Here is a 14420-nt window from a genome sequence, read left to right as displayed (position 1 = left end):
TTTTATGCCTCCTATTTTTTTCTTTTGTGTTTCTTCACTTTCCCATTACCTTTATAGTAATAATAATTGTCGTTATTTTGGTAAATGTCATCATTACGATTCCTATGTTTCTGTCCGTGTTTTTTCTTAGTTTCAAAGTCATGTGTTATACCACAAGACTGAACGCCACAAAAATTACAGTAATCTCTATAAAAATGATTTACTTGACCGTTTAGATATTCAATGTCGCCCCATCGGTTATAATCCACCTGTAATCCTCCAACACGTTTTAAACTTGAATGTTTGCCACGGCTGTAATTCATAAAAATAGAGCCGACACGGGTAAGTCGTCCATGTCTGTCATAATTTAAAAACACATTACCAATACGTCTTATGGTTCCGTTTCTATCTCGAGAAATGTAAACACCTCTATTGCCAGGGTTGTAATTCATTCTTGCGTTTGGTCTATGGTAAAACCTATTTATAGTACTTCTTCTAGAGCTACGTCTATAATTAGTAGTGCTGCGATAGTTGTTATTGACATTCGTGTTAAAATCAAAACTTCCGTCAGGGAAAATTAAAAACTCAATACCACGTTCCATAAATATTATGGGCTGTGCGTAGTGGTAATTTTTTTTGATTTCAAATGTATTTGTTTGCGTTTGGTGGTTCAGTTCTGTTGCTGATACAGTTGTTAATCCTATTAACATACTTGTAAATACTAGTAATACTCTTTTCATAATCTTAGGATTTAATTATTAATTCCGAATGTTTTAGCTATTCGGCTTTCCTTATTGAATTAAGTTTTCAATATGCGTGCCAAATATGTAAATGGTTCATCATCAGATTTTGATATCTAGGTTGTTGTGATTTCTAGGGCTAACCGTAACTATTTGGTTGTTAGTTGGTTATTTTATATTTTTATGTGAACTAACCAATACCTTTCTAATCATGAAAAATTTTAACACCTTAATTTCATTTAGTTTTACCGTTTTATTGTTTACTTCCTGTGCCATTAGAGGCGGTTATCATAACGGATCTGAAAGTTTTTCTTATTCTTCAAACGGCAGCAGCGGCGTGAACGTGAATGCTGAAGCTCAAAAGTCTTCTAATGCTAAATCATCTGCCTCAAACTCTCTAAATGTTTCCAACAGCACGTCAAAATCCGGTTTTTTTATTGGGATTTACTTTACCGATATTGAATTGATGGACAAGCTTGAGATACAGCCAGAGATTGATTTTGTTATGATTAAGGATTTTAATCAAATTCAAGTACCGATATTGGCAAAATATGAAGTTGCCGATAAAATTAATGCTCTTGCAGGGCCTAATATAGGTTACCTTTTGGATGCTGGAGATGGTTTTAAATCTCTAAATTTTGGAATAGACATTGGAGCTGCTTACGATGTTGCCGAAAAAATTAATATTAATGCGAGATATGGCTTTGGCTTAACTAATTTGCTGGAAAACGCTGGGAACAGTTCTGTAAAATTAAGTGGTTTTCAAATAGGAGTTGGATATAAGTTCTAAATTGTTGTTTGAAATAAATACATTGACGGTGGCTATATTGCTGCCGTTTTTTTAGTGAAACCCAAAACTTAAAAGCGTAGCGCATTAAGTTTTGATGGTGGAACTAATCCCGCTTTTTAGCGGGATCTCAGGTTTAACCTGCCAACCCTGTCTGCCGACAGGCAGGCAGTAGGCTGGTACCTCGAAGCTCGTTTCGGAAACGGAAAAAGTTTTTTTCCGTTTGAGTGAGACTGTTAACTGTGACTGCTCCAGATAGCTATTGGAACTGCAACTTACTTCAAATCTTCTCTTTTAAATATTTCCCAGTTTCAGAAGTTTTAATCTTAACAATTTCTTCTGGAGTTCCGGTTGCAACTAAGTTTCCACCATATTCCCCACCTGTAGGGCCAAGGTCAATAATATAATCGGCACATTTAATCAATTCTAAATTATGCTCTACAACTATTATAGAATGACCTTTTACTATTAAAGCATTAAACGATTTTAATAACTTTTGAATGTCGTGAAAATGCAATCCTGTAGTAGGTTCGTCAAAAATAAAAAGGGCTTTGCTTTTGGTGTTTCCTTTTCCTAAAAATGATGCCAGTTTAATGCGCTGAGCTTCGCCACCAGAAAGAGTAGAGGAGCTTTGTCCTAAAGTCACATAGCCTAAACCAACATCTTGAAGTGGTTGCAATTTGGTTTTTATTTTAGTTTGTGCTGTAGCTTCAAAAAAAGCAACAGCATCATCAATGGTAAGGTTTAAAATATCATCTATGGTTTTGCCGGTAAATGCAACTTCAAGCACTTCTTTTTTAAAGCGTTTGCCTTTACAGGTTTCACATTCTAAATGCACATCTGCCATAAATTGCATTTCAATGGTTACTTCACCTTCGCCCTTACAAGTCTCACAGCGTCCGCCATCTACGTTAAACGAAAAATGTTTTGCTTGGTAGTTTCTAATCTTGCTTAGTTTTTGTTTCGAATAGAGCGCACGAATATCATCATAAGCCTTAATATAAGTCACAGGATTGGAACGGGAGGACCTTCCGATAGGGTTTTGATCTACAAATTCTATATGACTTACGTTACCGTAATTGCCTTCTAAAGCCGAAAACTGACCGGGTTTATCGCCAAAGTCGGTCAATGCTTTTTGTAATGCAGGAAATAAAATCTTTTTTACCAAAGTGCTTTTCCCGCTTCCAGAAACCCCTGTAATTACGGTAAGAACACCTAATGGAAAACGCACATCGATATTTTTTAAATTGTTTTCTCTTGCACCTTTTATAGCCACATAATATTTTGAAGTCCGTCGCGTTTTTGGAACCTCAATTTTTAAATCTTCATTTAAATATTTTGCGGTCAAGGAATCTGACGCCAGAATATCTTGATACGTTCCTGAGGCCACTACATGTCCGCCAAAAGTTCCAGCTTCAGGGCCAATATCTATGATGCTATCGGCGGCTTTCATAATGTCTTCATCATGCTCCACTACAATAACGGTATTCCCTAAATCCCGCAACGATTTTAAGACTGAAATTAAACGTTCGGTATCTTTCGGGTGCAAGCCAATACTGGGTTCATCTAGAATATACATAGAGCCTACCAAGCTGCTTCCTAGGGATGTTGCTAAATTTATGCGCTGGCTTTCGCCGCCAGATAATGTATTGGATTTTCGGTTTAAAGTCAAATAATCCAAGCCTACGTTGGCCAAATATGACAGTCTATTATTGATTTCCTTTAATAAACGATTCGCTATTTGAGTATCATGGTCGTTAAGTTCCAGTTCTCTAAAAAACTGAATGAGCTTATTAATGGGCATTTCAACCAAGTCTGTTATGGTAATGCCATTTATTTTTACATAATTGGCCTCAGGCCTTAATCGCTTGCCGTTACAGGTTTTGCATTTCGTTTTTCCGCGGTATCGCGATAACATCACGCGGTTTTGGATTTTATAGGCTTTAGATTCTAATTCAGCAAAAAATGAATTTAAACCTTCAAAGTGTTGATTTCCAGTCCAAACGAGTTCTTTTTGAGCTTCGGTTAATTCAAAATATGGTTTATGGATAGGAAAATCGAATTTATGGGAATTATTGACCAATTGGTCTTTATACCAACTCATGCTTTCGCCCCGCCAAGGAAAAATGGCACTTTCATACACCGAAAGCCCTGTGTTTGGAATCACTAAATCTTCATCAATACCTATAATATCTCCGTAACCTTCGCATTTTGGACACGCGCCATAAGGATTGTTAAAACTGAATAAATGCGGACTAGGTTCTAAAAATAACAGGTCATCCAATTCAAATTTATTACTAAAAACACGTTGTTTAGTATCGGTTAAGCTTTCTATAATGCATTCACCTTTACCTTCAAAAAATGTTGTTTGTATGGCATCTGCTAATCGGTTTTTAAAATCGTCTTCGTTTTTGGTAATCACCCTGTCAACCACCAATTGAAAGGTGTCTTTTTTTGAAGTTGAATTTATCTCATCTATCCGCAACACCGCATCATTTACTTTAATCCTAGCGTAACCTTGTTGGTGCAAGGTTTTGAGTTTGTCTTCCATGGTCCGACCTTCTTCTAAATAAATAGGAGCAAGGAGCAATAGTTTTTCGCCTTCAGGAAACTTGAAAATGTATTCTAAAACATCAGCAACCGTGTTTTTTTTCACTTCCTCTCCAGAAATGGGCGAGTAGGTTCTACCAATTCTAGCAAACAATAATTTTAAATAATCATAAATTTCGGTAGTTGTTCCTACCGTAGAACGTGGGTTTGTAGAATTTACCTTTTGCTCGATGGCGATGGCTGGGGCGATTCCTTTTATATAATCAACTTTAGGTTTGTTTAGGCGCCCTAAAAACTGTCGGGCATAACTGGAAAGACTTTCTACATAACGCCTTTGGCCTTCAGCATAAAGCGTATCGAAAGCTAAACTGGACTTCCCGGAGCCTGATAAACCGGTAATAACCACTAATTTGTTTCTGGGTATTACCACATCAATATTTTTTAGGTTGTGTAATCTCGCACCTTTTATGATGATGTTTTCTTTTGGGTTTACTTCGGTAATTGCAGTATTCATAGGCTTTAAAAGAGAATAATTTTGCAAAGATACCATAAGTAAGTGAGCATAAAAAATGAAGGGTTGTTAAGTAAATTGTTAAAAAAAGTTATTATTTTTTGCTTTTTAGGAATGATTGTTGTTATATTTGAACTCGTAATAACCTCAAAAACACTTCTATATAGCATACTATTACTTTTAAAATTAAATAACCCCAAGCTACGAAGATATACTTCGAAGCATTAAAAGTAAATATTATGCAACGAGAACTTATTACCGATGCTATATTGGTTAGCAACTACATTCAAGGACAGGAAAGTGCATTAGAAACCCTTGTTATTAGGCACAAACAAAGAATTTACAGTTTTATTTACTCCAAAGTATATGATAAGGATATCGCTGAAGATATTTTTCAGGATACGTTTATTAAAGTGATACGTACTTTAAAACGAGGAGCTTATAATGAAGAAGGTAAATTTTTGCCATGGGTCATGCGAATTGCCCATAACTTGGTGATTGACTTTTTTAGAAAAAGCAATAGGATGCCAAAGTTTGACAATGCAGGAGAGTTTAGTATTTTCTCTGTATTGAGCGATAACACCTTAAATGCTGAAAAAAGCATGATAAAAGATCAGGTTGAACATGATGTAAGACGCTTGGTAGATGAGCTTCCTGAAGATCAAAAAGAAGTGTTGATGATGCGTATTTATCAAGACATGAGTTTTAAGGAAATATCTGAACGAACAGGCGTTAGCATCAATACGGCATTGGGCAGAATGCGCTACGCATTGATTAATTTACGAAAGATAATTGAGAAGCATAATATTGTGTTGACCAACTAATACAATATTATTGAGTTTGCTGCGTTATTAGTTTGAATTAACCCTTAAATTAATGAAATGGCAAAAATTTACTCTGAAAATTCATTTGAAAAAACCAAAAACTTAAAGCCTAAAAAGGAAACCATTGAGTTTCTATTGAATTACTCAAAGGCTTATAAGGTTGTAGAAGGCAAACATGAGAAGTATGATATGCTTCTAAACTAATATTAGAAAAAAATCCTGATTCAAAATCAGGATTTTTTCTTTTTATAATAATCATCCAAAACCGATTTCCGCCCAACAGTCTTAGTAATTACATCCTTTTCCAAATTCCATCCTCTAGCGGGGGAATATTCGCGTCCGTACCAAATCATCTGTAAATGTAAATCATTCCATAATTCCTTTGGAAACAAGCGTTTGGCGTCTTTTTCTGTTTGCACCACGTTTTTACCATTGGTTAAATTCCAGCGATACATCAATCTATGAATATGCGTATCTACGGGAAAAGCAGGGATTCCAAAGGCTTGGGATAAGACTACTGCAGCTGTTTTATGACCAACTGCCGGTAATTCTTCCAATGCTTCATACGTTTTTGGTACTTCGCCATCATGCTTTTCAATCAAAATTTTTGATAAACCGTAAATGCCTTTGCTTTTCATTGGGGATAAGCCAACAGGTTTTATAATCTCTCTAATTTCTTCAACCGAAAGCTTAACCATATCGTACGGGTTGTCCGCTTTTTCAAAAAGTAATGGTGTTATCTTGTTTACGCGAACATCGGTACTTTGTGCAGACATTAAAACCGCAATAAGCAGTGTGTAAGGGTCTTTGTGGTCTAGAGGAATCGGTATTTCTGGATATAACTCGTTTAAAGTTTTAATAATGAAGTCAACACTTTCTTGTTTGGTCATTCGGTTGTATTTTTACAAAACAAAGTTATGAAACATCCATGACCAAAATATAGTCAAACATAAAAATGATTGTAGGGTGTTACGGGTAACTTTTCAAAAACAATAAGTAGTAACACACGAAAGTATCACATCAAAAAAAGATTGGAAATATGACAACATTGAAAGCAGGAGATAAGGCGCCAAATTTTAAAGCTCTGGACGAGCAAGGAAATACGGTTCAGTTAAGCGATTATAAAGGCAAAAGGCTAGTAGTTTTCTTTTATCCAAAAGCTAGCACACCTGGTTGTACTGTAGAAGCTTGTAATTTAAATGATAATTTTGAGCGTTTTCAATCTCAAGGCTATGAGATTTTGGGTGTAAGTGCTGATAGTGCAAAACGACAATCTAATTTTAAAAAGAAATACGGATTTAAATATCCACTTTTGGCAGATACGGATAAAGCTGTAATTAATGCTTTTGGAGTTTGGGGGCCTAAAAAGTTTATGGGTAGAGAATATGATGGGATACATAGAATCACTTTTATTATTGATGAAACTGGAGTAGTCGAAGATGTAATTACGAAAGTAAAAACGAAAGCACATACGGCTCAGATACTAGATTCATAAGGAATTTTTAAAAAAAAGTTAGTAGTGTTTGTCAAACTAGGCGCTCCAGATACATATAGCTATGGGGTGCAATCAATACGAAATTTAAGCTAAATTTGATTTTCAGACAAGCTCTATTTGGAATTTAGTTATTTATCTGTTTTGGAATTTTACTTCTTATTAATAGTTCTCCTCTTTAAAGTCAATGGTTTTAAAGGTCTTCGGGTGTAGCCAAATAACCTAAAATCTTTTATTAAATCCGCAGTACCTTCAGGAAGCATCTTTTCCCAACCTGGTTCGCCATTTTCAATCATTTCTAGTGCCTCTCTTGAGAAAATATTCATAATGCTCTCATCGTAATCGGTTATGTCAATTACTTTTCCATTGTATTTAAAGAATTTATACAATTCCTTCATACGTGGATACACTTTTAAATTTTCACTATTAATAAGTTCTCCAGTTTTAGGGTCGAACATTGGATATAAATATACCTTTAGGTCTTTAAAGAATAATTTACCAAAGGCTTCCAGAATTCCGCCGCTAATATGGCGATAGTACTTCTCATCAAAAATATCCACCAAATTGCTCACGCCCATAGCGAGGCCCATTCTGGCTTTTGTGTAGTTAGAGAAGTATTCAACAACCCTAAAGTATTCTTGAAAGTTGGTTATCATAACAGATTGTCCTAGAGCGCATAATAAATCTGCTCTATCTATAAAATCCTGTTCGTCAATTTTTCCTTCGGCACGTAAATTTGATAATGTAATTTCGAAAACAACAACCGTTTTATCTACATCAACCTTATTCTCTTTGATAAACATTTCATAAGATTTCTCATACATCGCCATGTTTACTCTCGTTACGGGTCTAAAACTTCCGCGAAGTGCTAAAATATTTTTCTTATAAAACATTTTAGCTGGTAGAACATTGGTGCCGTCGGGCCCAAACATTACGGCATCCGTCATGCCGTTTTTAACCAACTGCAAACTCATTAGTCGGTTGTCGATATTCTTGAAAACTGGTCCTGAAAAATTTATAGTATCAATCTCAAGTTGGTCTTTGTCTAAATGGTCATATAGGTAGCGCAATAACCTCTTGGGTTCATTATATTTATAGAAAGCGCCATAAATTAGGTTTGTGCCTAAAACGCCTAAGGTTTCCTGCTGTAATCTTGCATCGGTTTCCTTAAAACGGATGTGTAAAATAATTTCGTTATAATCTGCACCTGCTTCAACTTGATATTTTATACCAACCCAACCGTGTCCTTTAAATTGTTTCGCAAAATCTATGGTTGCTACGGTATTGGCGTAGGCAAAGAATATTTTATTGGGTTGCTTATCGCGAGTAATGCGCTTTTCCATGAGGTCCATTTCATGTGTGAGCATTTTTCGCAACCTAGATTCGGTTACGTAGCGCCTGTCGTCTTCAATGCCGTAAATGGCGTCACTAAAATCCTTGTCGTAAGCAGACATTGCCTTGGCTATTGTTCCAGAAGCCCCGCCGGCTCTAAAAAAATGTCTAGCAGTTTCTTGACCAGCACCAATTTCGGCAAATGTGCCGTAAATATTTTCGTTTAAATTTATCTTAAGTGCCTTTGATTTTAATGAAGGAATATCATCAAATTCTTTATCGCCTTGAATGCTAATTTCCATAAACTATTATAGGTTAGTAACAATTTAGGGTAAAGATATTAAATAAGGAGGGTAAACAAAAAAATAACCTATTTTTGTTGTAAAATTAAGCGTTTTGAAGGTTACTTTTCTTGGTACTGGCACATCTCAAGGCATCCCCGTAATTGGGAGCAAGCACCCCGTATGTTTAAGTTTGAACCCTAAGGACAAGCGTTTAAGGACTTCAGTTTTAATTGAATGGGGTCATCATAGTTATGTAATTGATTGTGGGCCAGATTTTAGACAGCAAATGCTGCGTTGTGGATGCGAAAAAGTTGATGGCATTTTGTTTACGCATGAACATTCAGACCATGTTTTGGGGTTGGACGATATAAGGCCCTTTTATTTTAAGCAAGGCGCAATTTCGATTTATGCGCACAAACGTGTGTTGAAATCTTTAAAAAAGAGGTTTGATTATATTTTTTCCACTAAAAATAAGTATCCAGGAGCTCCTTCAGTTTTAATCCATAAAATTAAAAATAAACCGTTTGCAATTGGGGGGATTGATGTTGTACCGGTAAAAGGGTTGCACATGGAATTACAGGTTTTTGGCTACCTCTTTAATGATTTTGCTTATTTGACAGATATGAAAACAGTTGAAGATGAAGAGGTTGAAAAGATTAAAAACGTAAAAGTACTCGTGATTAATGCATTGCGTTTAGAATCTCATTATTCGCATTTTAATTTAGAGGAAGCTTTGGAGTTTATAAAGAAGGTGAATCCGGAGCGCGCTTATTTAACCCATATAAGTCATATGCTGGGTTTTCATGAAGAAGTTGAACGCCAATTGCCTGAAAACGTGTTTTTGGGGTACGATAATTTAGAAATCACTATTTAGCCCATAACCTGACTACCGTCGGGCAAGTGGGCATTTAGCAATTGAAGTCAAGTAATACCGGGCGTAATTGAATTATTAAATAATAGATTGTTATAAAATTAAAAATAGATGAAACAGAAAATTTTTATGTATTTGTTCGTGTTTTCGATATTATTGGTATTGTTCCAATATGTGAGTGCAAAGCGTATTTTTGAAGATCAGGATTTAAAACTGAAAAACGCTACCCTTAAAGTTGAAACATATAAAGATTCTATTTTAAAATTGAATGCTGAAATTTCAAGTCAAGCGCATTTCAATTTAGAGAAAAACGAAGATGCCCTAAGTTATTTTGAAAGAGAAGGTTATGATGTAGATAATTTGATGCCTTATGTTAAAGATGAAATATACTCCACTAATGAAGTGAAAGGTCAGCATCCCTTAGTGCCTTACGCGTCTTCTGAAGGTAGGAAAATTTTAATAAACACGGTTAAATTATTGAACCACAAATGGATAATAGCCGATTTTTCAGATGGGGAATATTGGGGAGAAGTTTTTGTGAAATACTACGTTAATAAGGATAGGACTGTTGATTTTGAAATGGTAGAATCGTTTTTGTACCCTTTTGATTAACGGAGGGCTATGACGGAAGACGGGTGACGGAAGACGGGTGACGGGAGACGGAAGACGGATGACGGGTAGTTTTCGCTTTGGTGGAGAAGTTTGGATGATTATAAAATATAGACACATTACTGAAGACTGAAAACTGTTTACTGAATACGGCCTACTGAAAACTGTTTACTGAATACTGCCTACTGAATAAGCAATTCCTTTTTCTTTTTGTGTCTTGCCTACATAAGAGTATTCGTAGGTGTACGAGGAGTCTGTTGTGGTGAGTATTTTAAAATGAATATCTTTTTGTTCTGTCATGTTTTTTGGGTTAATGGTTCTAAAGACAGCTTCACAATCGTTGATCCACCGTACTTCCGAAGAATCTATATGGTTGTTATAGGTTTCAACTTGAAGTGTTTCAGACCTGTTGAATTCAGATTTGTATAAAACCCCATCAATTGTCGTTTCGCTGTAAAATGTCCCAGTTTTGTAGGCTTTGCAATTGCGTTCAGATTCATAGCATGATGTTAATGTTATAGCGAATAAAATAATTATAAATTTTTTCATTTAGCTTAGTTTTTTTGCAAAACTATGAAACTAACTGCTTATTTCTCGAAATTTTCAAAACTTCCATCAGAATAAAAAATCACAATCCGGTCAATTTTCTTTTCATTTGATTTTTTACTGTCCTTTTGCTTTTCAATCGCATTGGATTTTGGAAGGGCGGAAGGTGTGGTTTCGGAAACTTTTTTTTTGGGAAAAGAACCTTTGCCATTTAACAGCCAATACAATTCTACTTCAGGGAACGTATTTAAAATTTTCAATACAAATTCCAAACTGGGTTTATTTCTACCGCTTAAAATATGTGAAATGCTTGAGCGTTGCACGCCTATTTTTTCAGCGAAGGAAGAGGCGGATTCCCCGTAGTATTCTATGATTTTTTGAAGCCGTTTTATGAAATCCTCGCTGTTTATCATTGTAAATTATGTTTGGGGCTGATTTGCTTTACAAATGTAATAATTTCGTCTTAATTTTGATATTAATAATGAAAAATATTTATAATATTAGTCAACGATATATTTAAATAATAAGTTTTAAATATCTGAATTATAATACTTTATATTTTAAATAATATATTCGATAATTTATGCGATTTGAATTACCGAATATTCCATCAAATCTGTTTATAATTGTGTACAAAACTACTTAAAAACCCTGTTTACAATTGTAAAAATGTAAATGTTTACATTTGTATTTTAATTATAATTTATGACAGCTAAAGAGCAACAATCCTTATTTCAAAAGCATAAAGAATCAACCTTATTTCATCGGTATATTACCAATGAAAATATTGCGCCTCTACTTCCTAATTTGAAAAAATTTGCGGATGTAAACGTTGTTGGAAAATCTGTTTTAGACGATGCTATCTATTCCATAAAAATTGGAACTGGAAATAAAAAGATTTTAATGTGGTCGCAAATGCACGGTAATGAATCTACAACAACAAAGGCAATTTTTGATTTTTTAAACACATGTATTGCTGGTAGCGTTCTTACAGATACTATTTTAAAATCTTGTACCATTTTAATTATCCCCATTTTAAATCCTGATGGCGCAAAAGCCTATACGCGTATAAATGCAAATAAAGTAGATTTAAACAGGGATGCACAAGACCGGTCTCAGCCAGAAAGTAGAGTTTTAAGAGAAGCATTTGAAGCGTTTAAACCAGACTATTGCTATAATTTACATGGGCAACGCACCATTTTTAGCGCAGGGAGCACTAATAAATCGGCTACGGTATCATTTTTGGCACCAGCACAGGACGAAGCGTGTACTGTGACGCCTACCAGAAAAATAGCCATGGAGATTATTGCTGAAATGAATAATACATTGCAAGGATTCATACCAAATCAAGTAGGAGTATATGATGATGCTTTTAATTTAAATTGTGTTGGAGATACGTTTCAAAGTGAAAATGTACCAACAATTTTGTTTGAAGCGGGGCATTTTCCAAATGATTATGCGCGCGAGAAAACGCGTAAATTGATATACATTTCATATTTAACGTCTTTATATTATATAGCTAAAAATGAAGTTGATGGCAGCAATCACAAAGCCTACTTTGATATCCCTGAAAACGGAAAACTCTTTTTTGATGTCATTATTAGAAATGCAAAGCTTGATGTGAATGATAGAAAAACTATTGATATTGCTATTCAATTTGAAGAGCGTTTAATGGGGCGGGAGGTCATATTTATACCGATTGTTAAAAAACTTGAAAACCTGCCCAATTACTTCGCTCATCGGGAGATTGATGCTAGTGGGGGCGTGGTTTCAACTATTGATGATGAACTATTGAAAATTGATTACGAAAACGTTTTCGTGAAATTGAATAATGAAGAAATCGCATTATTTTCAAAATAAAATGCATTAAATATGCGTAATCTTTAGTGAAAATGTAGTATTTTTGGTTTTTATTTAAGAAAAGTTAATTATGGCGAAAATAAAATTAGACGAAATCGATCATCAAATTCTTGATATGTTAATTGACAATACAAGAATTCCTTTTACGGATATTGCAAAAAAACTTTTAATTTCGGCAGGAACAGTACATGTTCGTGTAAAAAAAATGGAAGAATCTGGTATTATTAGAGGTTCGTCATTAACGCTTGATTATAAAAAATTAGGATATTCCTTTATAGCCTATGTCGGGGTTTATTTGAACAATACGTCACAAACTCAGTTTGTTTTAGAGCGTATTAACGAAATTCCTTTTGTAACCGTAGCCCACATTACTACAGGGAAATTTAATATTTTCTGTAAAATTAGAGGAAGGAACACAGAACATGCTAAAGAGGTTATCTTTAAACTTGATGAAATAGAAGGTGTGTATCGTACTGAAACCATGATTTCTTTGGAAGAAAGCATAAACGACAAAAAACGATTGATGCATTCCATCTTTAATGAGATGTAAATACATGATATTTTCCCTTATAAATTTAAAGCTCCTTTTTTAGGGGCTTTTTTTTGAAAAATAAGTTTCCAAAGCTATTAGGCCTATGTTTTCAGTCCATGCTTTAAATAATTTATCTGAATAAAGATTTTAACTAAGCTGTATAAGAAAGCTGATTCAATATGAAATGTGTTTTTAAGGAGTAATTAAGATATCTTTGGCTAAAGTAATGGCTTATTGAATTCTTCATACCTGTACAAAGGGAAAAAACCACTAGTGTTATTTATGACTTTGTTTTGCTTGCATAATTTATTGTACTTGCTTTTGTTTACAATCAACTTCCAAATAAAGAAGTGACGGAACTCATCTGAAAATGACGATTTAAATCTAAAAAGAGAATCATTTTCATTAGCACCCAATCCACCACCCAAATTAAAGTTTTTATAACCCTTTTCGGTGGCTTCAAGTCGCATAGTATCAATTAATAATTTAGTGGCGTTCAAATGCAAAAAATCTTTTGAAGCTGCTGATAAGTGGTATTGCACTATATCATTAACCATAATGAACAAACATCCAGCAACAGGCGTTCCCGTTGCGTTATCAAATGCTAATTTTATAGAAGTTTTAAAGTCTTTGGCATTAGTTATACTTTTAAAATATATATCATCAAAATAGTAGAACTGTTTTGCGTTCACACGATCCATATTTTCAAAGTATATTTTTTTGAAAATTTGAAAATCTTCAAAGTTTTTAACGGGTTTTATAGTACATTCCCTATACGCTTTGTTAACTTGGTTTTTAAGTCTTCTATGGTATTTGTGCCTTTGTTTTTCTAAGCTTAAGCTAAGGTTTATGTTTACAACTTTACCGAGATAGGTAAGCTCCCCAAAACTATGAAAAACAATGTTTTGATAGGGTAAATAAGGATTTAACCTCACGAAAACACTAATGATATTTTTTGTTTTAAAAAACATCATTAAAGCTTCTTTGTAGTTTTTAAAACTAAAATTTGATGAAATACCTTTGCTGATTGGTCCAGAATAACCATATACCGAAATGGCATCATAAAATTTCGTGCCGTTTATTTCCCTTATCAATAGAGGTAAACCGATAATTACATCGTCCTCAACATACTTAATCAATACAGCAGCATCTGAAGGGGATTTAGATAGCTGATGATAATCATATGTGTGGTAACAATCATGGGCTTCAACTAAAGACAGAAAATCATTCCAGTCTTTCTTATGTTCTATGACCGCAATACTCAACTTCTACGAATTGTATTAAATACTCGCATAATGCAATTTTTTTTGTTTAATATAATAATTAAATTATAGAAACACATAGCTTTTTGTTTTATATAATCTATATGTAGGTTTTATATTAACCCTATTTCATTTCATCTAAGAAAGTTGAATTTTAAATTAAAAAACACAAATTACGTAACCCATTATCAATGTTAACGAGTTATCCAATTGCAGAGATCAAGTTATTATAAAAAGTATA

Annotated in this window: 15 protein-coding genes; 8 read left to right on the top strand and 7 right to left on the bottom strand. The window is 34.2% G+C overall.

The window, feature by feature from the left end:
* Window positions 1–11: 11 nt before the first annotated feature.
* Entirely contained in the window at window positions 12–719 is a 708-nt protein-coding gene (locus ABXQ82_RS12350; RefSeq protein WP_367059953.1) for a hypothetical protein, read from the bottom strand.
* Window positions 720–930: 211 nt separating this feature from the next.
* On the opposite strand from ABXQ82_RS12350, the gene ABXQ82_RS12345 reads away from it, so the two are divergent.
* Window positions 931–1509 carry an outer membrane beta-barrel protein gene (locus tag ABXQ82_RS12345; protein ID WP_367059950.1) on the top strand — a complete coding sequence of 193 codons (579 nt, stop codon included), beginning with the start codon at window positions 931–933 and terminating at the stop codon, window positions 1507–1509.
* A 277-nt stretch (window positions 1510–1786) separates the two neighbouring features.
* Here ABXQ82_RS12345 and uvrA read toward each other — a convergent pair whose 3' ends face one another.
* Complete coding sequence (uvrA, locus tag ABXQ82_RS12340; protein ID WP_367059947.1) at window positions 1787–4570, bottom strand: excinuclease ABC subunit UvrA; 2784 nt, start codon at window positions 4568–4570, stop codon at window positions 1787–1789.
* A 236-nt stretch (window positions 4571–4806) separates the two neighbouring features.
* Between uvrA and ABXQ82_RS12335 the strand changes: the two genes are divergently transcribed.
* Both ABXQ82_RS12335 and ABXQ82_RS12330 read left to right on the top strand, forming a co-directional pair.
* Window positions 4807–5391 carry a sigma-70 family RNA polymerase sigma factor gene (locus tag ABXQ82_RS12335; RefSeq protein WP_367059944.1) on the top strand — a complete coding sequence of 195 codons (585 nt, stop codon included), beginning with the start codon at window positions 4807–4809 and terminating at the stop codon, window positions 5389–5391.
* 57 nt (window positions 5392–5448) lie between these two features.
* The gene (locus ABXQ82_RS12330; RefSeq protein ID WP_367059941.1) at window positions 5449–5595 is read left to right on the top strand and encodes a hypothetical protein; all 147 of its coding nucleotides are present in this window, start codon (window positions 5449–5451) and stop codon (window positions 5593–5595) included.
* A 26-nt stretch (window positions 5596–5621) separates the two neighbouring features.
* Here ABXQ82_RS12330 and nth read toward each other — a convergent pair whose 3' ends face one another.
* Window positions 5622–6281 (bottom strand): endonuclease III, encoded by a 660-nt coding sequence (gene nth / locus ABXQ82_RS12325; protein WP_367059938.1) that lies wholly within the window; start codon window positions 6279–6281, stop codon window positions 5622–5624.
* Between the two features lie 149 nt (window positions 6282–6430).
* On the opposite strand from nth, the gene bcp reads away from it, so the two are divergent.
* On the top strand, window positions 6431–6886 hold the full coding sequence (gene bcp, locus ABXQ82_RS12320; protein WP_367059935.1) for a thioredoxin-dependent thiol peroxidase: 456 nt from the start codon (window positions 6431–6433) through the stop codon (window positions 6884–6886).
* A 149-nt stretch (window positions 6887–7035) separates the two neighbouring features.
* On the opposite strand, the gene ABXQ82_RS12315 is transcribed toward bcp, so the two are convergent.
* Window positions 7036–8517 (bottom strand): TonB-dependent receptor, encoded by a 1482-nt coding sequence (locus tag ABXQ82_RS12315; RefSeq protein ID WP_367059932.1) that lies wholly within the window; start codon window positions 8515–8517, stop codon window positions 7036–7038.
* A gap of 94 nt (window positions 8518–8611) precedes the next feature.
* Between ABXQ82_RS12315 and ABXQ82_RS12310 the strand changes: the two genes are divergently transcribed.
* Together ABXQ82_RS12310 and ABXQ82_RS12305 are read left to right on the top strand one after the other, a co-directional pair.
* On the top strand, window positions 8612–9373 hold the full coding sequence (locus ABXQ82_RS12310) for an MBL fold metallo-hydrolase (protein WP_367059929.1): 762 nt from the start codon (window positions 8612–8614) through the stop codon (window positions 9371–9373).
* Between the two features lie 108 nt (window positions 9374–9481).
* Window positions 9482–9982 carry a hydrolase gene (locus ABXQ82_RS12305; protein WP_367059926.1) on the top strand — a complete coding sequence of 167 codons (501 nt, stop codon included), beginning with the start codon at window positions 9482–9484 and terminating at the stop codon, window positions 9980–9982.
* 165 nt (window positions 9983–10147) lie between these two features.
* Here ABXQ82_RS12305 and ABXQ82_RS12300 read toward each other — a convergent pair whose 3' ends face one another.
* Both ABXQ82_RS12300 and ABXQ82_RS12295 read right to left on the bottom strand, forming a co-directional pair.
* On the bottom strand, window positions 10148–10528 hold the full coding sequence (locus ABXQ82_RS12300; protein ID WP_367059923.1) for a DNA topoisomerase IV: 381 nt from the start codon (window positions 10526–10528) through the stop codon (window positions 10148–10150).
* A 38-nt stretch (window positions 10529–10566) separates the two neighbouring features.
* Window positions 10567–10938 (bottom strand): helix-turn-helix transcriptional regulator, encoded by a 372-nt coding sequence (locus ABXQ82_RS12295; protein ID WP_367059920.1) that lies wholly within the window; start codon window positions 10936–10938, stop codon window positions 10567–10569.
* A 292-nt stretch (window positions 10939–11230) separates the two neighbouring features.
* Here ABXQ82_RS12295 and ABXQ82_RS12290 point away from each other — a divergent pair, with 292 nt between their 5' ends.
* Window positions 11231–12385, top strand: coding sequence for a M14 family zinc carboxypeptidase (locus ABXQ82_RS12290; RefSeq protein ID WP_367059917.1), 1155 nt, complete (start codon window positions 11231–11233; stop codon window positions 12383–12385).
* A 70-nt stretch (window positions 12386–12455) separates the two neighbouring features.
* Window positions 12456–12935, top strand: a complete 480-nt coding sequence (locus tag ABXQ82_RS12285) for a winged helix-turn-helix transcriptional regulator (protein ID WP_367059914.1) — start codon at window positions 12456–12458, stop codon at window positions 12933–12935.
* A gap of 200 nt (window positions 12936–13135) precedes the next feature.
* Here the strand turns inward: ABXQ82_RS12285 and ABXQ82_RS12280 are convergent, their stop codons facing one another.
* On the bottom strand, window positions 13136–14182 hold the full coding sequence (locus ABXQ82_RS12280) for a peptidoglycan bridge formation glycyltransferase FemA/FemB family protein (protein ID WP_367059911.1): 1047 nt from the start codon (window positions 14180–14182) through the stop codon (window positions 13136–13138).
* Window positions 14183–14420 lie beyond the last annotated feature (238 nt).

Source organism: Algibacter sp. 2305UL17-15, assembly GCF_040720935.1.
Lineage (GTDB): Bacteria > Bacteroidota > Bacteroidia > Flavobacteriales > Flavobacteriaceae > Jejuia.
Note: the sequence above shows the minus strand (reverse complement) of the source record. Positions and strands in the feature narration are given on the sequence as shown.

Excerpts from the sequence above, each read along its gene's own strand:
- ABXQ82_RS12315 (WP_367059932.1), bottom strand. The coding sequence starts at position 8,517 with ATGGAAATTAGCATTCAAGGCGATAAAGAATTTGATGATATTCCTTCA.
- ABXQ82_RS12350 (WP_367059953.1), bottom strand. The coding sequence starts at position 719 with ATGAAAAGAGTATTACTAGTATTTACAAGTATGTTAATAGGATTAACA.
- ABXQ82_RS12290 (WP_367059917.1), top strand. The coding sequence starts at position 11,231 with ATGACAGCTAAAGAGCAACAATCCTTATTTCAAAAGCATAAAGAATCA.
- ABXQ82_RS12305 (WP_367059926.1), top strand. The coding sequence starts at position 9,482 with ATGAAACAGAAAATTTTTATGTATTTGTTCGTGTTTTCGATATTATTG.
- ABXQ82_RS12285 (WP_367059914.1), top strand. The coding sequence starts at position 12,456 with ATGGCGAAAATAAAATTAGACGAAATCGATCATCAAATTCTTGATATG.
- ABXQ82_RS12330 (WP_367059941.1), top strand. The coding sequence starts at position 5,449 with ATGGCAAAAATTTACTCTGAAAATTCATTTGAAAAAACCAAAAACTTA.
- nth (WP_367059938.1), bottom strand. The coding sequence starts at position 6,281 with ATGACCAAACAAGAAAGTGTTGACTTCATTATTAAAACTTTAAACGAG.
- bcp (WP_367059935.1), top strand. The coding sequence starts at position 6,431 with ATGACAACATTGAAAGCAGGAGATAAGGCGCCAAATTTTAAAGCTCTG.
- uvrA (WP_367059947.1), bottom strand. The coding sequence starts at position 4,570 with ATGAATACTGCAATTACCGAAGTAAACCCAAAAGAAAACATCATCATA.
- ABXQ82_RS12295 (WP_367059920.1), bottom strand. The coding sequence starts at position 10,938 with ATGATAAACAGCGAGGATTTCATAAAACGGCTTCAAAAAATCATAGAA.
- ABXQ82_RS12335 (WP_367059944.1), top strand. The coding sequence starts at position 4,807 with ATGCAACGAGAACTTATTACCGATGCTATATTGGTTAGCAACTACATT.
- ABXQ82_RS12300 (WP_367059923.1), bottom strand. The coding sequence starts at position 10,528 with ATGAAAAAATTTATAATTATTTTATTCGCTATAACATTAACATCATGC.
- ABXQ82_RS12345 (WP_367059950.1), top strand. The coding sequence starts at position 931 with ATGAAAAATTTTAACACCTTAATTTCATTTAGTTTTACCGTTTTATTG.